Here is a 20,729-nt window from a genome sequence, read left to right on the forward strand (position 1 = left end):
ATGCCAAAAGCCCGAACATCAACCCTGAGAATGCTGGTCAAAGCTGTCACCTATCTCTTTGTGGCGTGGCTTCTGGGGTTTGGGCTTTACTTCAGCCAGCTACCCAGAAATTCCGCGAAAGGAGCGCGGGCCGACGCGATTGTGGTGCTTACGGGCGGCGCGGGCAGGCTTGAAGAAGGCCTCGCGCTTCTTGAACATGGCGCCGCCAAACGCATGCTGATATCAGGCGTGAACCCGGTGGTAAAAAGTGGCGAACTGAGCGCCCTCACCGGCACCGAGCAGGCGCTGTTCAACTGCTGTGTGGACCTTGGCAAAGTAGCACTAAACACCGAAGGCAATGCACTTGAGACGGCAGAATGGGCGCTTGAGCATGAGGTGGACACACTCATCCTTGTAACAGCAGACTATCACATGCCGCGCACGCTCATCCTCTTCAAAGTGGCGATGCCAGATGTTATGATCATCGCCCATCCGGTGAGCGGTGAGTGGCCGCTCCTTTTTCTTGCCAAAGAATATAGCAAGTATATCGTCACATTAGTTCGCCACGCGGCCTACAGCTGAACAACGAACAGGGAATAAAATGACCAAACTTCGTGCGCTTATCGGGCTCATTTTCATCGCGATCCTCGTCTATTCAGGCTTGTGGTACACCTCTGCCTTCAAGGCGGAAAAAGAAGCTGCACGGGAGCTTGCAGACCTGAGAGACAAAGGCCTCAGGGTTGAGCACGGCAAGATCAAGCTTTCCGGCTTCCCTTACCGCATTGTATTGACGATCGACGGCCTCAGCATCAAGACCCGTGCGGAAGGGCTCGATTTTGGCGCGGAAAGCGTGACCCTGATCAGCCACCTCTGGACACCCGGCCACTGGATGGCCGAAGCACGCGCCACATCGCTTGACGCTGCCCAAGGCGCTATTGCCCTGAAGGACGGCTATATGCGCGCGAGCTTCAAGCGCCATAGTGAAAAACAGGCCGTTATCGCCATCGATTCGCTCACAACGGACGATTTCACCATCGAAGCCGCCCCCGGTATTGACGGACCCATCTCGCTCAAAAACTGGCAGCTTTTCCTCCGGTATGACGGCGAGGCCGAGCCCACTGACGGGCTTTATGAAAAACGCTTCCTTGATTTCAAGCTAACCCTTGATAGCGGTAACCGTTTTGAGGTGATGGGCGGTGTGATGGGCCCAGGCCTCAAGGACTGGACCCCTGGCGCCCTTGGCACATGGCGGGACGCCGGTGGCCTTGTGGAATTTGACAGCATTGACCTCGCTGTCCGCGGCGCGCGGGTGAAAGGCAACGGCAGCCTGACAGTGGATGAAAACTTCATGCCACTTGGTAGTGCAAGCCTCGCTGTCGCTGGTGGCCCTGCGCTCGCAGACTACCTGAAAGAATTTGGCGTTGATACGGGTGACGCGCTCTCAGATCTCGGCAGCCAGGCCGAAACCATGCAGTTTATGGCGCAGATGGGTATCCTGAGCATCAACAACGGCAGTGTGCTGCGGCTCAAGCCCTTGGTGGAAGAATAAGTCGAACACGACTTTCTTTAGCGCCAATCGCCCTATGTTATAGGTGATCAGATATCCACATTTTCGAAGGGGAGAGTGCGCCATGAGGCTAAAGGGAAAAACCATCTTCATGAGTGGCGGTAGCCGAGGTATCGGGCTTGCCATCGCCCTGCGCGCCGCGAAAGACGGTGCTAATGTGGCCATTGGCGCCAAAACTGCTGAGCCAAACCCCAAGCTGCCCGGCACCATCTACACCGCCGCTGAAGAGATTGAGGCGGCTGGTGGCAAGGCACTACCGCTCATTTGCGATATCCGGTTTGAGGATCAGGTACAGGACGCGGTTGCCAAAACGGTTGAAACCTTCGGCGGCATCGATATCTGTGTCAACAACGCGTCTGCCATTGCGCTCACCAACACACAGATGACGGAAATGAAGCGCTACGACCTGATGAACAACATCAACACGCGCGGCACCTTCCTTGTTTCCAAAACCTGTATTCCGCATCTGCTCAAGTCAGACAACCCGCACATCCTCACGCTATCACCACCTTTGGATATCAACCCGCGCTGGTTCGCGCCGCATGTGGCCTATTCAATCGCGAAATACGGCATGAGCCTTTGCACCCTTGGCATGGCCGAGGAATATAAAGCCGCAGGCATTGCCGTAAACTCGCTCTGGCCTTTCACCGCGATTGATACGGCGGCGGTCAGAAATGTGATCGGCGGTGACGGCATGGCCAAAAACAGCCGCACCACAGAGATTATGGCCGATGCCGCTCATGCAATCCTTGTGCGCAACAGCAAGGAATGCAGTGGCAACTTCTTCATCGACGAAGAAGTGTTGCGTGCGGAAGGCATGACAGATTTCTCAAAATACGCACCCAATGCCGATGGCCCTCTGGTGCCGGATTTCTTCGTACCGGATGAGGTGGTCAAACGCCTGCCAACCAAGCTGATGAAGGTCTGGTAAACACTAAAGTGGTTGAGGCTTGTGTCTCAGGCTCGCGAGAGCACGAGCTTCAGCCCCGCTGCGCCAAAAAGCAGGCCACACGCTGCCTGCACGGGCCGGCGCGCCTTCACATAACCAACCATCGCCTTGGGCGTTGAAAAGACCAAGGCGTAAGCCGTAAACACCACGGCACCCAAAAAGCTGCAGACTATCAGGACTGTTGGCGCGACCCACAAAGGTGCGCCCTCATAAACCCCGATGGTTAGGATAGAGCCCCACACCAGCACCGCCTTCGGGTTGGTGAGGTGAAGCAGCAACCCTTTGAGAAAATACCGCCCATTCGCCGCGGACCCCGCTGGGCAGTCACCCGGCTGCAGCGCAGCCCGAAAGGACTTATAGGCAAGCCATAACAGATATGCCCCACCCACAAATTTCAGAATAAAAAGGGCCGACGCTATTTCGCTCATCACCACTGAAAGCCCGAGCGTTGCAACAACACCCCATATGACTGAGCCGGTAATAACACCTGCGGCGAGACGAAGCCCCGCCGCGCGGCCTGCGCTCGCTGCCGTCATCATAATAGTGAGGGTTGCCGGTCCCGGGCTTGCGCTACCGATCACATACGCAAGGAAGGAGAGCAAAAGCGGGCCGAACGTTTCCATGGCTCAGTCTTCGTGCGGGCGGCCAAAGTCGGCCTTCGCGTCATCTTGCCCTGCGTCAATAATACGGCGGCGAATGTCGCGGGTACGGGAGAAGAGGTCAAAAAGCGCATCACCGTCACCCCAGCGGATCGCACGCTGAAGCGCTGTCAGATCCTCGCTAAACCGCCCGAGCATCTCGAGCACGGCGTCCTTGTTGTTGAGGAAGACATCCCGCCACATGGTCGGGTCAGACGCCGCGATACGAGTGAAGTCCCGAAAACCACCGGCCGAGTATTTAATCACCTCGGACCGGGTAACCTCTTCAAGGTCCGACGCCGTGCCCACGATATTATAGGCAATCAAATGCGGCACGTGGGAGGTAATCGCCAGCACCAGATCATGATGTTTGGCATCCATGATCTCAACGGTGCTACCCAGCCCCTGCCAAAAGGCGGTAAGCTTATCCAGAGCACCCTGATCTGCGCCCTCGCTCGGGGTGAGGATGCACCAGCGCCCGTCAAAGAGGGACGCAAAACCAGCGCCGGGGCCAGACTGTTCTGTGCCCGCGACCGGGTGACCGGGGATGAGATGCACATGATCCGGCAGCAGTGGCGACAAGGCCTTGAACACACTTTCCTTCACCGACCCCACATCGCTTACGATGGCACCGTCCATCAGCGATGGTGCCATCGTGGCCCCGACGGATGCCATGGCGCCCACAGGCACGGCGAGCATCACAAGCCCTGCCCCCACCACGCCTTCAGCCGCGTTCAGGCTATAGCTGTCGGCAAGGCCTAGCGCTGCTGCTTCGCTCAACACCTCTTTTGAGGCGTCAACCATACACAGATGTCCGGCAAGCTTGCCCCGGCGAATAGCGCGCGCAACCGATGACCCGATGAGGCCCGCACCGACGATGGTGATACGGTCAAAAATTGGGGTATCAGCCATTCTCTGCCCCCTCTTCGTCAGCGTTGCCACTCATGAAAGTAGTGATCAGTTGCACCACGGCCCTGTTTTGCTCGTCCGTACCTACAGAGATGCGCAGGTGGTGCGGTAGCACAGGCAGGGCCCGCACCAGATAGCCGTTTTGGGTCAGATAATCGTTGCAAGCGGCTGCGGTGAAAGGTGCCTCGTGCGGGAACTCCACAAGGATGAAGTTTGTCTCGCTTGGCACCACATCAAGGCCAAGGGCGCTCAGCTTTGCTGTCATCCAGTCGCGCCACTCATTATTGTGGCGCACGGCGGCGTCCAGATGCTTCTGGTCATTCACTGCGGCGAGGGCGGCCACTTGACCAGACAGGCACACATTAAATGGCATGCGCCAGCGGTTGAGCGCATCTATCACCGCGTCAGGTGCATAGAGCCAACCAACCCGGAGGCCCGCAAGCGCGTACATTTTTGAAAACGTCCGGGTCATCACCACATTGCTGGCAGCATCCACAAGCGCTTCACCCGCTTCATAGTCGCCAGCTGTCACGCATTCCGCATAGGCTGCGTCCAGCACCAGCATCACATGCTCAGGCAGCCCCGCATGCAAACGCTCAACCTCTGACCACGGCAGGTAGGCCCCGGTCGGGTTATTGGGGTTATCGATGATCACCATGGTGGTGCGATCCGTGACCGCCGCCAGAATACCGTCCACATCGGCGGCCCAGTTTTTGTTCGGCACAGCAATACCCGTTGCACCGGCAGCCTGCGCCTGGATCGGGTAAACCATAAACCCATAGGTGCTGAAGATCACCTCATCCCCCGGCCCCGCATAGGTGTGGATAAGAAGCGTGAGCCCTTCGTCAGAGCCTGCCCCGCAAAGAATGCGTTCAGCCTTCAGGCCATGCACTTTTGCGATCGCTTCTCTCAAATCTGCAGACGCCGGGTCCGGATAGCGCATCACACCATCCGCCGCCGCTTTGATCGCTTCAATCGCTTTCGGGCTGGGGCCAAAAGCGCTTTCGTTCGCGGAAAGTTTAACGACTTTTTTCACGCCATCCGCATGCGAGCGTCCGGGCACATAAGGGGCTAATCCCATAATCCAGTCATGTGCTTTAGGCGCGGGCATGTAAATCTCTCCCAAAAGTCGCTGAAATCCGATATTTATCGCGGCATTAGAGTTAATGGGAGGTGTGGTCAAAGGCAAAGGAAAGTTTCCTAATGTACCAAGTTAGATTAGGAAGATTGACATATGGGTGTGTGATCGCTTTTCTTGGCGCCCTTGATAGCTCAGGAGCGAGACGTGAACAAAGGTGCAGGCCAATCTGCTGTCTTGTTTGAAGACACTCCGCTGACACTCGACAGCGGCGCAACACTTGCGCCCGTCACCGTCGGCTATGAGACCTATGGCACACTGAACGCCGACGCTTCCAATGCTGTGCTCATCTGCCACGCACTGACGGGCGACCAATATGTCGCAAGCGTACACCCCATCACCGGCAAGCCGGGCTGGTGGGAGCGCCTTGTCGGCCCCGGCAAGCTGATCGACACCAACAAGTATTTTGTTGTCTGCTCCAATGTGCTGGGGAGCTGCTTGGGCACCACAGGCCCGTGGGAGACCAACCCGGCCACCGGCAAAGCCTGGGGCACAAGCTTCCCGGTCATTACTGTACGCGACATGGTCAAGGTGCAGGCTGAACTGATAAGCCACTTGGGCATTAATCGCCTTATGATGATCATCGGTGGCTCCATGGGTGGCATGCAGGTGCAGGAGTGGCTCACTACATACCCGGAGCGCCTGCACAGCGCCGTGATGCTGGCAACAGCACCGCGCCATACAGCGCAGAATATTGCTTTTCACGAGGTCGGACGCCAAGCCATTATGGCCGACCCGAACTGGCAGGATGGCCGCTATTATGAGCATGACGAAAAACCCGATAAAGGTTTGGCTGTCGCGCGCATGACCGCGCACATCACCTATCTGTCAGAGGACGCTTTAACGGCAAAATTTGGCCGCAACCTGCAAAACAGGGATGCTGTTACTTTTGGTTTTGAAGCGGATTTTCAGGTTGAGAGTTACCTGCGGCACCAAGGCTCCACCTTCGTGGACCGCTTTGACGCCAACTCTTACCTCTATATCACCCGCGCGATGGACTATCTGGATATCGCTGCACGGCATGACGGCAGGCTGGCGGATGCCTTCAAGGGTGCCGCGCACGTGCGCTGCTGTGTGATCAGCTTCACGTCAGACTGGCTGTACCCCACGGTTGAAAACAAGCGTATCGTGCATGCACTCAATGCAGCCGGTGTACCGGTCAGCTTCGCGGAGATTGAAAGCCCGTTCGGCCACGACGCCTTCCTTCTGGACGTGCCGGAGATGGACCATATGCTCACCGGCTTCGTGACCGCCGCCGCACGCACCAATGGGCTCAACCCCGAAACCGGGGAGGCCATCCATGACTGACCTAAGACCAGACCTGAAGCTGATTGCAGACCTTGTTGAAGACGGCAGCCGGGTTTTGGATGTGGGCTGCGACGACGGTGCATTGCTCGACTATCTCGTGCGCGAGAAAAATGTCGATGGACGCGGGATTGAGATCAGCCAACAGGGCGTGAACGACTGCGTCGCCAAAGGGCTTTTTGTTATTCAGGGTGACGCGGACAATGATCTGGCGGAATATCCTGACCAGAGCTTCGATTATGTGATTCTCTCAAAAACGCTGCAGGCTGTGCACCGGCCGCAGCTTGTCTTGTCTGAACTGTTGCGCATTGGCAAACATGCGGTTGTCACCATCCCGAACTTCGGCCAGTGGAAGGTGCGCATGAGCCTCGCGATGCGGGGCCGTATGCCCGTGACCAAGGCGCTCGACAAAACCTGGTACAACACAGACAACATTCACTTCTGTACGATCCTTGATCTTTTCGATCTGGTTGAGGCTGAGGGCTTCAAGGTGCGTGAGTTTGTGCCACACCGCCGTGATGGCACTCGCCTCAATATGGGCCGCACCCGCGCCAACTGGCACGCGGACCAGGGCCTGTTCCTTCTGGAACGCTAGTGCCCTAAGCGCAAAGCCTAGCCCAAAAGCTGGGATTGACCACATGTTCGCGCCGTGGCTCTCTTGCCCTTCATCAGAGGGAGGGGAAGATGACGATACGCCTATGGATATTGAAACTACTGAGCCTATGCATGGTGGCCATGGCCGCTAGTGCACAAGAGCGGTTCGACTACAGCAACTCGGACGCTTATGTCAGGCTCTATCTTGAGCAGGAATTTTCTTCCCTCGCCCCCTATACGGCGGACGACCTCACCTTCATTGACCGCCTCGCACAGACAGAAGGACGCACCACCACACTGAAGGGCTTCGCGACCCGCGCCAAGGCATCCCCCGTAAGCTTCAAAAGCTTCACGTTAGGCACGCCACTCTATAGTGGCAACCGCATGCTGTACCCGAGCCAGATCACTTTCACCCTGCCCGCTGAGGCTTTTGGTGCTGAAGGGGAGCCGTTCACCTTCAATGTGCCCATGACCTTATTGATCAGGATAAAAGACGACCTCGTGAGCTATCACGAGGACATTATGGATGTGCCCGAGTTTCAGAAACAGATGCGGGAACAAATGGCCGCACGAGGGGAATAAAGAGAGCTATAGCGACGGCAGTTCTTTTGCGATAACCACACCGTCTGCGTCCGCGATCACCCAGTTTCCAGGGTGAACGGTAACACCGCCGATCGCGATTTCAACGTTCACCTGCCCACGGCCAAGTTTTTCACTTTTCTGTGGGCAGGAACCAAGTGCCTTGATGCCCACATCCTCGCGCGCCAGTTCATGCTGGTCACGCACGCGGCCGTAAATCACAACACCTTCCCAGCCGTTTTTGGCTGCGAGCGCTGCGAGATTACCACCCAGAAGAGCCACGCGGCTGGAGCCGCCGCCATCCACCACCAGCACCCGGCCTTCGCCTTTGGTCTCCAGAAGCGCGCGCACCTTGGTATTATCGTCCAGCGTTTTCAGCGTGACAGCAGGCCCTGCAAAATCAAGCGTACCGCCGTAATCGTGAAAATCCACCGGCAGGACAGACACAGCGTCACCCATCGCGTCACACACATCGGCGGTCGCTAGTTTTGGCGTGATGATCTTGCCAAGGGGCATGGTATAGGTCCGTCCTGCTGTCAGTTCTGGTTTTCCGGTTCTTAGTCTTGCTTGTGAATGATTGGTACAAGCATATCGCCCCAGGCACCCTCTTCATTGTGGTACCGGGAAGCCCGCATCAGCTCAACCGTTACGCCCTTGCTTACGGCGGAAATAACGGCATCGTTCAGGCGGTGCAGGGCGTTTGCCACCTGCCGAATCGCCATTTCTTTGTCGTCACTCATCGTCGATTCTTTAGGGGTATCGTTCGTCATGGGGCTCTCCGCTTTTTGAGACGCTACTGAATAATTTTATGACCCAAACAATATTATCCACGCAATAATAATACAAGGCGTTTTCTAACCGTCCGGCCAACAGACAAGGTGGGCCACTGGCACCAAATGGCAAGGCAAACTCGCGTTCACATGGCATGATTGTGAATGGCGTGCACCTCCCTCGTCAGCTAACATCCTACCATATTCAGGGGAAGACACACATGGCTAATCAGCCCTCCGGCATAACACTATTTGGCGCAAAAGGCGGCGGCTCTGCCATCATAGAGGCCCAACTTGATTACCTGAAGATACCCTACACCCGAAAGTATCTGGACTGGGAAAGCCTGAACGACCCGAAGGGTGACCTAGCCAAGGTCAACCCGGCGCGCGAGATACCGACCCTGCTTCTTCCCGATGGCTCTGTGATGACAGAATCCGCCGCTATAACACTGTGGCTTGGGGCCGAAAAACCAGATAGCGGGCTGGTACCAAAAACCGGAACACCGGAATACGGACAGTTCCTTCGTTGGCTTATTTGGCTGGTTGCGAGTGTGTACCCTACCTTCAGCTATGGCGATCACCCCGAACGGCTACTGCAAGACGAAACCGCCGCCCGAGACCTAAGGGCTGCAACCGACAAGCGCCGTGAGGATATGTGGCGACAATTCGAAACGGCAGTTACACCCACGCCGTGGCTGCTTGGCGATAGCATGACCGCGCTCGATATTTATATCGCGGTGATGACCCATTGGCGTCCGCGCCGAGACTGGTTCAAGAAGAACTGTCCCAAGGTATTTGAGGTAGCGAAGCGTGTGGACACCATGCCGGAATTTGAGGGCATGTGGGCACGCAATCTGCCCGACTGACCCCTTAGGCTCCTGCCCCCGGCCCCGTCAACACAGGCATACCCCGGACAGCCTTTGAGGCCTTGGGGAGCGCGCCATAAACCTGCTTTTGGGCACACACGAGAAGTACCCCACCAAGGTTGCGGCCAAGTGCGTGCACAACACGCTCACCATAACGAACGATGCGCGCACCACCCGGCCAGGTGAAGGGTGGCAGCATCAAAGCGGTGTCCCATCCTTCCGGCGGCAACATCTGTTCGCTCATCAACTCATAGAGCTGTGCTTTTGAATAAGGTCTGCCGTGCCCAAACGGGGTGACATCAAGCGCAGACCAACTACGCCGCCGGTTCGGAACGATCAGAACAATCTGTCCGCCCGGCGCAAGCACCCGCCATATCTCCCGCAACATGTGTTTGGGCCTGTTGGCGTGCTCAAGCGCATGGGCAAGGATGAACCGGTCCACACTCGAATCCGGCATGGGCAGATGATAATCTTCCACAAGGGCTGTGCGGCTCTCGAGCGCACTTGGCCAGTGGCATACGCCCTGCTGAGCTGGCATGAAGGCGAGGTAACGTCCCTCGGTATCTGCCTCACGGTGCTCAATCGCGTCCAGATACGGGAGAGCATACCCCAAGCCGACCGTTACGCCACCCGGTCGTCTCGCCAAAAGGCCACGCAGGCGATCAGACACCAGCGCGCCGACGGTTTGGCCCAGTGGACTTGCGTAAAAACGGTGTAGTCTCAGCACATCAGGCCGCACAGGCTGCCTCCTGATTTTTTAGCCACCTTATGAGCGGCGCCCACAGCCCTGCCTCAGCACGGGAACCCACCATCATACCAACATGCCCGGCGCCCGGATCATGCGTGGTCGCATTCGGGAGATATTTCGCCATGGCAAATGCGCTGTCCTGTGGCACTAGCCTGTCTTTCTTTGGTGCGGCAATCCAGACGGGGCAACGGATATCCGCGAGATTTACCGGTTTTCCGCCTACGTGCCAAATGCCTCTGCCGGGCTCGTTATTAAGATACCATGCTCTAATGCATTCCTCCGCCGCATTTCGCGCGAGCGGCGCGCCCGTGTTGGCCCATGTCTCCAGCGCTATAAAAAACTGCGCCTCTTCGCTGTTTCCACCAAGCGCTGCAAATCGCCGGAATTTCCGGTCGCTCAATGTGGGGTCCACACTCGTGAAAAACACCTGCATCATGTCGGTGGGTACCGGCATACCTTCAGGCAAGCGGTCGAGCAGCTCTGCCATCACATGGGCATACCGTCGGCCGGCGTGCGGCACCTCTGAGGCAAAGTCCCACGGCGCCGCAACAAGCGCGAGGCTTGAGACAAGATCACCTGCCCGCGCAGCTAACCCCGTCATCAAGGTGCCGCCCATACAGTATCCAAGCACCGGGCACGCCCTACCCGCCAGTTTGCATATATACTCAAGCATCGGTTTCGCGCGCTTGAGGATAAAATCGCTCAGCCCAAAAGTAAGTTCCTCTTCGCCCGGATCAAACCACTTCACGAGGAATGGCCTGTACCCCTGTTGCCTCAGGTACTGCGCCACACTGCGCCCCGGCATCAGGTCGAGCACATAGTGCGGGTTGACGAGGCTTGGCACCAGAAGGATTGGCTGCCCGTCACCACCAAAATCGAACAGCTCACAACTGCCCACCTTTAGGCATGGCTGTGCATCACTTTCTGGGCGGGTATAGGTATTCTGCAGATACTGGTTAATACCGTTCAGGAAATTTTCTGCACGGTTGTTGGCCCGTTCCTCAACCGCTTTCAGGAAACGCGGATGATTGTCGGGATCGGCCAAACATTCCCTCAAGGCGGTCATATCGCCCTCAATATCCGGGTGCCACACACCGTTACCTGCGAGCAACCGCTCAGCCCCCGCTGGTGCCTCACGCCATATGCTCAATGCGTTTGAAAGATGAAGCGCCATGGGCCTCGGGCCTTTGATACTGCCGGATGACATGGCCTGAGACTGCGCATTCTCACCAGGATCAAGCGACACTTTCATGCCCCTTCTCCTCTGCGCGTTCCGCCGACGAACTTAGGCCTGCAGCTTCCAGAAGGGCGGCAAGCTCGCGGGGCGCCAACAGCTCCTTTTCAACGGCCCATAGGCGGATATTTTCCTGCCATAGCGCCAGGAAGACATCTGCTGCTTTATCAACGTCCTCGTCACCCATGGATATTTTCCTAAAGGAGCCACATCAGCAAGCAAAGCCATTTTCTGTGTGCAAATGCACAATTTTCCTTGCGGCAGCGCACCAAATACCATTTAATTCCGCGCCAGAATAAGGATTTATGCATATCTTGCGCAGCAGCAAAGCTTAGGCGCAATTTATGAACAGGGCGTCAGGACGGGACAACCAGCGCTCGAGGGGTAAAGTTTGATATGGCGCGTAAAAAGCGGGAGCCGGGCGAGCCAATCGTCATAAAAAAATATGCGAACCGGCGTCTCTACAATACGGAGACCTCGAGCTATGTAACGCTTGATCATCTCGCTGAGATGATCAAAAGCGGCGAAGAGTTTATCGTGCTTGACGCCAAAGGTGGCGATGACCTTACCCGCACCGTGCTGACACAAATCATTTTCGAGAAAGAGACTAACGAGAAGAACATGCTGCCGCTCTCTTTCCTCCGGCAGCTGATCAGCCTTTATGGCGATGGCCTTCAGGTTATGGTGCCCACCTACCTGCAAAGCGCCATGGAAGTGCTGACCCGCAATCAGGATCAAATTCGCAAGGCCTGTGGCGGCAATACAAACACCGGCAGCTTCATGCCCATTTTTGAAGAAATCGCACGCCAGAATATGGCGCTGTTTGAAGAGAGTATGCGGGTTTTCACCAGTCGCACGACCGGGAAAACAGGCCCCGCGCCCACCAAACCTGCCGCCAGCCGCACCGCAGAAAAAGACGAGAAGATAGCGGCCCTGCAAGCACAGCTTGCCGCGCTTAAGGAAAAAGTGGATGCGCTTTCAAACTAGCGCTGCCTGTTAACGCATATCTCCCGATCTTGTGATACCAAGCCACCGTAATTTCGCTATGCTGAGCGCGTTTTCAACGTCAGGATTTCCGGCATGCCCATCATTCTGTTTGCAATTTTTATCGACCTTCTTGGTTTCGGAATCATTGTCCCAATCCTGCCGTTCCTGACACTAAAATACGGCGGCGATGCGATGGTGGGTACCGCGCTCGTTTCCATCTATTCATTGATGACGTTTCTGGCTGGACCACTATGGGGCCGCCTCTCAGACCGTATAGGGCGACGGCCCGCACTGGCCGCCACGTTCCTTGGTTCAACCATCGCCTATATTGCGCTAGCCTTCTCAAGCAACCTGATCATGCTGTTCGTCGCCCGCGCCATGTCGGGCATGATGGCGGGGAATGTCGGCATCGCCATGGCCGCAATGTCTGACCTCACAGACGAAAGCAACCGGGGGCGTGCCATGGGCCTCATCGGCGCAACCTTCGGGCTTGGTTTTGCGTTCGGGCCGTTCATTGGTGGGCTACTCGGCAGCGTGGGCGGCGAGCCGAATATATTCTTGCCAGCTCTGGCCGCCGCGAGCTTCTCATGTACCGCCATGTTTCTCACTGCCCGCTTCATGCCTGAAACCAGCAAACACCGCAGCGGTGAAGATGATGAGGAAAGTGCGGCCGAAACCAAAAAGCCGCTGCCGCATTGGTCTGTTGTACTCAAATCCCCCGGTCAGCTGGCGCTTTTCGCCATGTTTTTTATTACCGCTGTTGGTCAAAGCATTTGTTTCGCCATCACACCATTTTGGGCTCAGGCCACCCTTGGGTGGGATCAGGTGAAAGTTGGCTTCCTGCTTGCGGGTGTAGGGCTATGCGTCGCGGCCATTCAGTCGCTTGCGATCGGGCCACTTTTCAAGAAGTTTGGCGAACTTAAGTCTTTGATGATCGGCGCAAGCGCACATCTGATCGGCTGTACCATCCTACTGTTTGGGCCCGGTACAGTTACCACTGCGCTGATAGCCTTTCCGCTTGTCATGAGCGGGCTGACCGTCTCTTTCCCGGCCCTCAACAGCATCCTGTCCAAAAGGGCAGACAAGCGCCTTCAAGGCACTGCGCTTGGTTTCTCAAGCGGGATGTCTGCTTTGGGGCGGGTATTCGGGCCACTTGCCGGGGGTATGGCTTTTGCGGGATATTCCGCGAATTCACCATTCTTTGTGGTGGCCTCAACGGGGGCTATCGCCTTCGTTTGGGCGTTGACCGAGGTCAGACGCCTCAACGGTGCCTGACAGTATTAACCCAGACACTCCGGCGCCTGCGCCTTTAACCACTGTCCCATCTCTGCTGTGGTTGCCGCCATCGCACTATTAAACGCGGTTGCGATCGCATCGTTTTCCCCTGCACCGCCCACACCGACGGATTTTTCAAAGGTGGGGTGGCTCAGTAGCTTGCTATCTCTCAAACGCACCAACGACATCTCAAGCGCCACTACCACCTTGTCATCGGTCGCGGCGGTTCCCGGTGCAAACTCAAGCGCCCAGACCTTGGTGCCCAACCGGCACCCGGCATGAATATCAAGGCCACCTTCCCCGATCATATGCACACCGGCTTTATCCCCGAGCGACCGCACCACATAGTCTCGCACAAGATTGCTGAGCGGCGCGGACCAACGCGCGCCCTTCAATGTGCTACGCTTCTGGTTTGGTAGCGCAACGGTAATATTCTGGCCCCCAAGGCCGTCGCCAAGATGGGGCTCATCCACATAAATCACCGCCGCATCGTCATCGCCGCTGCGGTAAGCGCCCTCGTAACGAAGGGAATAGACCGTATCCGCCGGGCCATCGTCGCCAAAAGAGATCAGGGGACCACAGGCCGATACACCCAGCCCCGCCGAGGTGAGCAACAGCGCCAGCGTTTTAGCTTTATGGGGACGAGAGAAGAATGTTTTGGCACGCAACATCATTTTTTCTTCTCCTCTTCCGCGCGGGTTTTCAGATCGTACTTGGTCTCATTTGGGCCAAACAAGGCTTCACCGGGATTGCGCTCGATCCGGGTCACGAGCCGCGACAGGCTTCTTGCTGTGCGCCTGAGGTCCGCAATCATCCGCGTTACCTCGGGCAGGCTGCCCGCCACGAACTGCGTGATGTTCTCCTCATTGGCGGCCACAAGGCCATCAATACGTGCCAACGTCGCCTCCGCTGCATTCACGGCCTTTACAGCTTCGCTCATCAAAAGCGCCGCATCATCGGATAGGAGCTTATTGCCGCTGTCAGCCAACTGATCCAGCTTGACGGCGGTTTCGCTCACCTTCACCATAAGTGACCGCGCTTCGGCCACCAGAAGGTCAAGGTCCTTGGTGCCGTCAGCGAGGTTAGCGCTAACGCTATCTGCGTTGGAAAGGATCGTTGAAACCCGGCCAAGGTTTTCATCGCTCAGCAGCTTTTGCACTTGCTGAATTGCGAGGATCGCTTCGTTGATCAGGTTTGGTGCACTTTCGTAAAACTCAAGCAGAGGTGACGCCTCGGACGGAATAACAGCGCGCTCCTGCCCTTCTCTCGGCAATAGTTTCGCGCCGCCCTGAGGCCCCCCTTTAAGCTCGATATAGGCAACGCCGGTCAACCCCTGGAACTCAAGCCGTGCTGTCGCACCCTCAGTCACCGGTACTTCGTCCTGCAAACGGACAATCACATGTACCTTGCTGCTATCCTTCGCTGCCACCCGGATATCACGCACATCGCCAACGGGAATACCGAGATAATAAACAACGCTCCGCTTATAAAGGCCGGATACCGTACCATCAAAATAGATATCATAATCACGGTATTCCGCGTCCAGATCGACCTTCGCAACCCAGATTGCAAAAGCGATCAGTCCCGTCAAAAATGCGAGGACAAAACCGCCAACCAGAATATGTGAAGCCCGAGTTTCCATCGCCTAACGCGCCCCTGCTTAGCTCTCTTCAATACCTGCCGCACGCGCACGCGGGCCACCAAAATATTCTTTAACCCAAGGATGATCAAAATTACGCACCTCACCAAGCGGCGCATTTACCAGTATCTTTTTGTCCCCAAGTACCGCCACACGGTCGCACACACGAGCGAGCGTGTCGAGGTCATGCGTCACCAGAAAGACCGTAAGCCCCAGCGACCGGCTCAACTCCCGCACCAGACTATCAAACGCGGACGCGCTGATGGGGTCAAGACCTGCTGTCGGCTCATCAAGAAACAGAATGCTGGGGTCAAGCGCGAGCGAGCGCGCGAGTGCCGCTCTTTTCCGCATGCCGCCCGAAAGACCTGCGGGATACTTTGCAGCAGCATCAAGCGGCAAGCCCGCCATGCTGATCTTGCTGAGCGCCAAGTCGTCCATCAACTCTTGCGACATGTGGAAATGTTCACGAAGCGGAACCTGCACGTTCTGGGCGACGGTGAGGGAGGTAAAAAGCGCACCATCCTGGAAGAGAACACCCCACTCGCGGCGGGAAAGCCTGTCTTCCTCATCGCTCAGGTCTGCCCGGTTACGCCCTGCGATCTCTATAAAGCCCTCAACAGGGTTCAAGAGCCCAACAATGGCACGCAACAGGACTGACTTGCCTGTCCCCGACCCACCTACAACGCCGAGAATTTCCCCTCGCCGTACGTCGAGATCAAGCCCGTCATGAACCACATTGGTGCCAAAGGCAGTCTTGAGACCACGGACGCGGATGGCGATATCATCTGTCACCTGTTCACCCTCACGCCTTAAAGCCCCACGCTTGTAAAGAAGATAGCAAAGAGCGCATCAAGCGCTATCACCATGAAGATCGATTGCACCACAGCGCGCGTTGTGCGCCCACCAAGCGAATCCGCGCTACCTTCAACACGTAAGCCATTATAACAACCGGCTGTGGCGATAATCGCCGCAAAAAACGGTGCCTTGATGATACCCACCCAGTAATGCTCAATCGCGATAACCTCACGGAAGTAAACGAGGAAATTGGCAGGCGTGATATCCAGCTGTATCCAGGCCATCAACGCGCCGCCTGCAATACCCACAACATCCGCATAGAACCCCAAAAGCGGCAGGCAGATAACAAGCGCCAACAGACGCGGCAACACCAGCACATCAATGGGGTTCATGCCGAGGGTCCGCATGGCATCCACTTCTTCATGCAACACCATCGATCCAATCTCGGCGGTAAAGGCACTGCCTGACCGCCCTGCAACGATGATCGCTGTCAGCAGAATACCAAGCTCACGCAAATGCCCAATGCCAAGCATATCAATCACGAAGATATCCGCCCCAAATTTGGCAAGCTGTATCGCACCCTGGTTCACCATCACAGCACCAATCAGAAAGGCAATCAGCCCCACGATGCCCATAGAGCGCAAACCCACAACTTCCATCTGATGCACTGTGGGCACAAGCCTCAGGCGCGCGGGGTCAATCACCGCGCCAAAGAGTCTGATAAGAACAAGCCCCATAAAGCTGAGCAACCGCCCGCTGGAGCGCAAACCGGAAACCGTGGCATCACCAAGCTGTAGAAGCGGCTGCAGATACCAGGCCACACTATCCGGCATCGTTGGTGCTGGGGGTGGGCGGCAGGAGATCACCTCAAGCAATGTTTTATGGTCCGCCAGCACCCCCGTGAGGAGTGCGGCGCCAGACTGCTCTATATTTGCCGCATACCGCCTGATCAACACGGCCCCCGTTGTATCGAGATGACTGATAGCAGAGCAGTCTATAACCGCGCCCGCGCCACACGCCGCCACTGTCTCGAGCATCGAGCCATCGATCGCTTCCGCGTTCTCGATCGTCCAGTCACCAGACAAGCGCACCATGGCGGAAGGCGTGCCCGCTTCCACCCTCACAAAGGCGCTTTCATAAAGTTTCTGTGTCACGGCAGCCGCAGCCCTTGATTATCAGTGCCTCAATTTGCACATAGGGGTCCGTAAGACTTTATCTAACATCACGAATTAACTATAACAAACCTTGCCTAAAACGGGCCAACAAACAACCCTTATAAAGGGCAGCGGACAAATGAAGATCGACCCAAGCAATCCCTTGCACGCATTTGCAGCGTGGACGGCAAATGTAGACCGAGACTGGTCAGAGCTGGCGCGCACCCGTGCGCGCGACGCCTTTATTGATGTTATTGCGGTGATGGTGCCCGGCGCGGCTGAGCCAGTGAGCGAAACAGTTTTCAACCTGGCGCGAAACTGGGGCGCGGGCAAATGCGCGGCTATCGGTTTTGAGGGCGGGTTGTCTGCCCCGATGGCGGCGCTTGTTGGCGGCACTGAAGCCCATGCGCTGGATTTTGATGACAACTTCGACCCCGCCAAGGCTCACGCCACGGCGGTGCTTGCGCCAGCTCTCCTCTCTCTGGCCGACGATCGCGACCTCTCAGGTGCCGACCTCATAGACGCTTATATTGTTGGCCTGCAAATCATTGGCCGGGTGGGACAGGGTGTAAACCCATTTCACCGAAGCCGTGGTTGGCACGCAACGGCAACGGTCGGTGCTGTAGGTACGGCAGCAGGCTGCGCGCGTTTGCTTGGGCTCGATACAGAGAAAAGCGCTCATGCCATCTCGCTTGCCACAAGCCTCGCAGGTGGTTTCATGAGCCAGTTTGGTACGATGACCAAACCTCTGCACGCTGGCCTCGCGGCATCTGGCGCCGTGCAGGCAGCACTTTTCGCGGAAGCTGGCATCACGGCGGGATCTGAGACCCTTCACGGGCCCAACGGCATGGGCACCTTGATGGTGGGGCAGGACGTGGAAGACCTGCGGGCCCTGATGGCTGACAAGGACGAGCATGGCCAGAAAGTTGTTTTTGCGACCAACGACATTGGCGCGCCATTACACATCGAAAAATATGGCCTCAAGGTGAAACGCTTCCCCAACTGCGGCAGTGTGCACCGGGCGCTTGATGGCTTGCTGGTGCTTCGGGAAGCTCATGACCTCAACCCGGAGAATGTCACCGACATCTTTGTACGCGCACCAGCCGCGCACTTGCGCAATCTGATGTATGAACGCCCGACAAACCCGATGGAAGCCAAGTTCAGCCTGGAATACGGCTTGGCTGTTGGCCTTCTCACAGGCAATGCCACGCTGAGCGACTATGAGCCGGAGGCCATCTCGCGGCCTGAAGTGACGGCTTTATTGCCGTTGGTGCGAAAAGAGTATGTGGAAAAGCTTGAAAGTGACTTTCCGACGGAAGTCCATGTAACGCTCAAAGACGGTTCAATGGTCCAGACGAGCATCAAAATGCCGGTTGGATCATCCGCCGCCCCTCTTTCCGAGGCTCAACTCCTTGAGAAATTTGACGGATGTGTCCACGGCAGGATGGACAAAGCGCGCGCTGATATGGTTAAAGGCGCCCTGCTGTCGCTTGAGCACGAACAAAGCGTTCGGAATCTCATGGCTTTGCTAACGCGGCAGAAGTGAATTATTATACCCCGCAGAAGGGCAAAGGATATAAAGATGGCAAAAGGAAAACTGGTGACCGCCCTTGTGCTGGCAGCAAGTCGGCGCGGGGCAGAGGACACAGTGGCAAAAATCCAGGGTGTTAGCCACAAGTGTCTTGTAACCCTTGATGGGGTTGTCATGCTTGAACGGGTTGTGCGTGAAGTGTTGGCCGCCAAATCCGTCGGCAAGATTTATGTATCCATTGAAAGCGAGGAGCTGTTGCGATCAGTCCCTGCGCTTGAGGCGATGCTGGATCGCGGCGAAATTCACTATGTGCAAAGCGCCGACAACCTCTACCTCTCGGTTGAAAAGGGCATCACCGCCATCGAAGACCCATGGCCGGTTATCATCACCACGGGTGATAATGCGCTGCATACATCCGAGATGATTGATCATTTCTGTAGTGAGCTGGAAGCAGGCGGCGCGGACGCCGCAGTGGGCATGACCCCTGCCGATGTGATCCTTGAGGCCTACCCCGACGGCAAGCGAGCGTTCCACAATCTGAAGGATGGTGGCTGGTCCAGCTGTAACCTTTACGCGCTTACCAGCAATAAGGCGATCATCACAGCCAAGGTATTTGAAGGTGGCGGTCAGTTCGGCAAAAAACCACAACGTATCATGAAGGCATTCGGGCTCATGTTCATGATGCTCTATAAGTTCAAGCTTGCAACCATTGACCAGCTTGCTGGCATGCTTGGGCGCCGCTGGAAGCTGAAAGTACAGGTTATTCGCATGCCGTTTGCTGATGCCCCTATTGATGTGGACAACCCCGGCGACTTTGCGCTGACGGAACGCATCTTGCAGTCGCGTCACGCTGCGGCCGCTGAATAAACCCAATATGCATTCATAGGGGCTACGGCGCTATCTCGCTGTGGCCTCTTGAGGTGCAAGCGCCCGGCGAGAAACACGCCATTTTGCGCATACTCCATACACGCAATTCTTGTTTTCTTAACCCTTGCTGCCTATTCTGATCCTAAGAAGAACCTGAAGGACAGCACGTTGCGAGCAGACAGCACCACCACTTTCCGTTCCCTCTATCCCTCGATCGAGCCTTATACGAGCGAACGCATCCCCGTGGCGGACGGGCATGAAATCTATGTGGAGCAATCTGGCAATCCGCACGGCATACCGGTGCTTTTTGTGCATGGTGGCCCGGGTGGCGGCACCAGCCCCATTCAGCGGCGTTTCTTCAACCCCAGTAAATATCGCATTATTTTGTTTGACCAGCGAGGCTGCGGCAAAAGCCGCCCGCATGCATCGCTTGAAAATAACACCACGTGGGACCTGATCGCCGATATGGAGGCCATTCGTACCCATCTGCGGGTTAAAACCTGGGTGCTGTTTGGTGGGTCTTGGGGCAGCACGCTATCGCTTCTTTATGCACAGACCCATCCCGAACGTACCCGACAAATTATCTTGCGCGGTATTTTCCTTTCCCGCCGGAAGGAGCTGGACTGGTTCTACCGTGATGGCACTCGCTCCCTTTTCCCGGAAGCATGGAAACGCTTTTCATCCATGGTGCCAACTGACGAGCAGGACGACCTTATCAAAGCGTATTACAAGCGCCTGACCGCGCCTGAGTTTGAGCGGGAACGCCTGAGTTTCGCAAAAGAATGGAGCCTGTGGGAAGGCAGCACCGTGACCCTTGTGCCGGATGACGAGCAGCGCGCGCATTCCGTAGACCCCGTGTTCGCCCTCGCGTTCGCACGCATCGAGGCCCACTATTTCCTCAACCAGTGTTTCCTTGATAGTGACAACCACATCCTGCGGGACTGCCACAAGCTGAAGGATATCCCGGTCACTATCATCCAAGGGCGCTATGATGCCATCTGCCCACCCACCAGCGCTTGGGAACTTGCCCAAGCCATGCCATGGGCAAGCTTGAAGATTGTGCCTGTCGCCGGGCATTCCGCTTTTGAGCCCGCTATCCAGCACGAGCTTATCTGCGCGACCGACGCTGTCTGATCTCCCCACGCGTGCGCCAATCTGTCACTTGCTGCCAATTGGAAAAGCCGGTAAGGCTGCGCATATCCGCA

General features: G+C 56.6%; 24 protein-coding genes. 12 read left to right on the top strand and 12 right to left on the bottom strand.

Going from position 1 to position 20,729, the window contains the following annotated elements:
- The 3 genes from ACN0XZ_RS01520 (at position 1) to ACN0XZ_RS01530 (ending at position 2,477) form a co-directional block, all read left to right on the top strand.
- Positions 1-561 carry a YdcF family protein gene (locus ACN0XZ_RS01520; RefSeq protein ID WP_417455941.1) on the top strand — a complete coding sequence of 187 codons (561 nt, stop codon included), beginning with the start codon at positions 1-3 and terminating at the stop codon, positions 559-561.
- A gap of 19 nt (positions 562-580) precedes the next feature.
- Complete coding sequence (locus tag ACN0XZ_RS01525; protein WP_417455942.1) at positions 581-1,528, top strand: DUF2125 domain-containing protein; 948 nt, start codon at positions 581-583, stop codon at positions 1,526-1,528.
- A gap of 82 nt (positions 1,529-1,610) precedes the next feature.
- Entirely contained in the window at positions 1,611-2,477 is an 867-nt protein-coding gene (locus tag ACN0XZ_RS01530; RefSeq protein WP_417455943.1) for an SDR family oxidoreductase, read from the top strand.
- A gap of 26 nt (positions 2,478-2,503) precedes the next feature.
- Here the strand turns inward: ACN0XZ_RS01530 and ACN0XZ_RS01535 are convergent, their stop codons facing one another.
- From ACN0XZ_RS01535 to hisC, 3 genes are read right to left on the bottom strand one after another with little or no spacing between them, the layout of a single operon-like run.
- Positions 2,504-3,118 carry a LysE family translocator gene (locus tag ACN0XZ_RS01535; RefSeq protein ID WP_417455944.1) on the bottom strand — a complete coding sequence of 205 codons (615 nt, stop codon included), beginning with the start codon at positions 3,116-3,118 and terminating at the stop codon, positions 2,504-2,506.
- 3 nt (positions 3,119-3,121) lie between these two features.
- Positions 3,122-4,045, bottom strand: coding sequence for a prephenate/arogenate dehydrogenase family protein (locus ACN0XZ_RS01540; RefSeq protein WP_417455945.1), 924 nt, complete (start codon positions 4,043-4,045; stop codon positions 3,122-3,124).
- Complete coding sequence (gene hisC, locus ACN0XZ_RS01545; protein ID WP_417455946.1) at positions 4,038-5,153, bottom strand: histidinol-phosphate transaminase; 1,116 nt, start codon at positions 5,151-5,153, stop codon at positions 4,038-4,040. The genes ACN0XZ_RS01540 and hisC overlap by 8 nt, the downstream gene beginning before the upstream one ends.
- A 174-nt stretch (positions 5,154-5,327) precedes the next feature.
- Between hisC and metX the strand changes: the two genes are divergently transcribed.
- The 3 genes from metX (at position 5,328) to ACN0XZ_RS01560 (ending at position 7,661) form a co-directional block, all read left to right on the top strand.
- A complete protein-coding gene (gene metX, locus ACN0XZ_RS01550) occupies positions 5,328-6,488 on the top strand; it encodes a homoserine O-acetyltransferase MetX (protein WP_417455947.1) in 1,161 nt (386 codons plus the stop codon).
- On the top strand, positions 6,481-7,080 hold the full coding sequence (gene metW, locus ACN0XZ_RS01555) for a methionine biosynthesis protein MetW (protein WP_417455948.1): 600 nt from the start codon (positions 6,481-6,483) through the stop codon (positions 7,078-7,080). The genes metX and metW overlap by 8 nt, the downstream gene beginning before the upstream one ends.
- Positions 7,081-7,169: 89 nt before the next feature.
- Complete coding sequence (locus ACN0XZ_RS01560; RefSeq protein WP_417455949.1) at positions 7,170-7,661, top strand: hypothetical protein; 492 nt, start codon at positions 7,170-7,172, stop codon at positions 7,659-7,661.
- 6 nt (positions 7,662-7,667) lie between these two features.
- Here the strand turns inward: ACN0XZ_RS01560 and rraA are convergent, their stop codons facing one another.
- Both rraA and ACN0XZ_RS01570 read right to left on the bottom strand, forming a co-directional pair.
- Positions 7,668-8,174: a ribonuclease E activity regulator RraA gene (gene rraA / locus ACN0XZ_RS01565; protein ID WP_417455950.1), complete on the bottom strand. Its 507-nt coding sequence runs from the start codon at positions 8,172-8,174 to the stop codon at positions 7,668-7,670.
- A gap of 41 nt (positions 8,175-8,215) precedes the next feature.
- A complete protein-coding gene (locus tag ACN0XZ_RS01570; RefSeq protein ID WP_417455951.1) occupies positions 8,216-8,428 on the bottom strand; it encodes a hypothetical protein in 213 nt (70 codons plus the stop codon).
- A 221-nt stretch (positions 8,429-8,649) separates the two neighbouring features.
- Between ACN0XZ_RS01570 and ACN0XZ_RS01575 the strand changes: the two genes are divergently transcribed.
- Positions 8,650-9,294, top strand: a complete 645-nt coding sequence (locus ACN0XZ_RS01575) for a glutathione S-transferase family protein (RefSeq protein ID WP_417455952.1) — start codon at positions 8,650-8,652, stop codon at positions 9,292-9,294.
- Between the two features lie 4 nt (positions 9,295-9,298).
- Here ACN0XZ_RS01575 and ACN0XZ_RS01580 read toward each other — a convergent pair whose 3' ends face one another.
- The 3 genes from ACN0XZ_RS01580 to ACN0XZ_RS01590 are packed head-to-tail and all read right to left on the bottom strand — an operon-like array spanning position 9,299 to position 11,463.
- Entirely contained in the window at positions 9,299-10,033 is a 735-nt protein-coding gene (locus tag ACN0XZ_RS01580) for a class I SAM-dependent methyltransferase (RefSeq protein ID WP_417455953.1), read from the bottom strand.
- A complete protein-coding gene (locus ACN0XZ_RS01585) occupies positions 10,023-11,294 on the bottom strand; it encodes an alpha/beta fold hydrolase (RefSeq protein ID WP_417455954.1) in 1,272 nt (423 codons plus the stop codon). Before ACN0XZ_RS01585 ends, ACN0XZ_RS01580 begins: the two co-directional genes overlap by 11 nt.
- Positions 11,278-11,463, bottom strand: a complete 186-nt coding sequence (locus tag ACN0XZ_RS01590; RefSeq protein ID WP_417455955.1) for a hypothetical protein — start codon at positions 11,461-11,463, stop codon at positions 11,278-11,280. Before ACN0XZ_RS01590 ends, ACN0XZ_RS01585 begins: the two co-directional genes overlap by 17 nt.
- A gap of 209 nt (positions 11,464-11,672) precedes the next feature.
- Between ACN0XZ_RS01590 and phaR the strand changes: the two genes are divergently transcribed.
- A complete protein-coding gene (phaR, locus tag ACN0XZ_RS01595) occupies positions 11,673-12,263 on the top strand; it encodes a polyhydroxyalkanoate synthesis repressor PhaR (RefSeq protein ID WP_417455956.1) in 591 nt (196 codons plus the stop codon).
- Between the two features lie 93 nt (positions 12,264-12,356).
- A complete protein-coding gene (locus ACN0XZ_RS01600) occupies positions 12,357-13,538 on the top strand; it encodes an MFS transporter (RefSeq protein WP_417455957.1) in 1,182 nt (393 codons plus the stop codon).
- A gap of 5 nt (positions 13,539-13,543) precedes the next feature.
- Here the strand turns inward: ACN0XZ_RS01600 and ACN0XZ_RS01605 are convergent, their stop codons facing one another.
- Genes ACN0XZ_RS01605 through ACN0XZ_RS01620 form a run of 4 tightly spaced genes read right to left on the bottom strand, consistent with a single transcriptional unit; the run spans position 13,544 to position 17,126 of the window.
- Positions 13,544-14,212 (bottom strand): ABC-type transport auxiliary lipoprotein family protein, encoded by a 669-nt coding sequence (locus ACN0XZ_RS01605; protein WP_417455958.1) that lies wholly within the window; start codon positions 14,210-14,212, stop codon positions 13,544-13,546.
- Positions 14,209-15,180 carry an MlaD family protein gene (locus ACN0XZ_RS01610; protein WP_417455959.1) on the bottom strand — a complete coding sequence of 324 codons (972 nt, stop codon included), beginning with the start codon at positions 15,178-15,180 and terminating at the stop codon, positions 14,209-14,211. Before ACN0XZ_RS01610 ends, ACN0XZ_RS01605 begins: the two co-directional genes overlap by 4 nt.
- Positions 15,181-15,198: 18 nt before the next feature.
- Entirely contained in the window at positions 15,199-15,969 is a 771-nt protein-coding gene (locus ACN0XZ_RS01615; protein ID WP_417455960.1) for an ABC transporter ATP-binding protein, read from the bottom strand.
- Between the two features lie 17 nt (positions 15,970-15,986).
- The gene (locus tag ACN0XZ_RS01620) at positions 15,987-17,126 is read right to left on the bottom strand and encodes an ABC transporter permease (RefSeq protein ID WP_417455961.1); all 1,140 of its coding nucleotides are present in this window, start codon (positions 17,124-17,126) and stop codon (positions 15,987-15,989) included.
- 139 nt (positions 17,127-17,265) lie between these two features.
- Between ACN0XZ_RS01620 and ACN0XZ_RS01625 the strand changes: the two genes are divergently transcribed.
- From ACN0XZ_RS01625 to pip, 3 genes are all read left to right on the top strand, one after another.
- On the top strand, positions 17,266-18,672 hold the full coding sequence (locus ACN0XZ_RS01625; protein WP_417455962.1) for an MmgE/PrpD family protein: 1,407 nt from the start codon (positions 17,266-17,268) through the stop codon (positions 18,670-18,672).
- A 36-nt stretch (positions 18,673-18,708) separates the two neighbouring features.
- The gene (locus tag ACN0XZ_RS01630; protein WP_417455963.1) at positions 18,709-19,524 is read left to right on the top strand and encodes an NTP transferase domain-containing protein; all 816 of its coding nucleotides are present in this window, start codon (positions 18,709-18,711) and stop codon (positions 19,522-19,524) included.
- Between the two features lie 168 nt (positions 19,525-19,692).
- Positions 19,693-20,658: a prolyl aminopeptidase gene (gene pip / locus ACN0XZ_RS01635; RefSeq protein WP_417455964.1), complete on the top strand. Its 966-nt coding sequence runs from the start codon at positions 19,693-19,695 to the stop codon at positions 20,656-20,658.
- The last annotated feature ends 71 nt before the right edge of the window (positions 20,659-20,729 follow it).

This window comes from Kordiimonas sp., assembly GCF_048264555.1.
Classification (GTDB): domain Bacteria; phylum Pseudomonadota; class Alphaproteobacteria; order Sphingomonadales; family Kordiimonadaceae; genus Kordiimonas.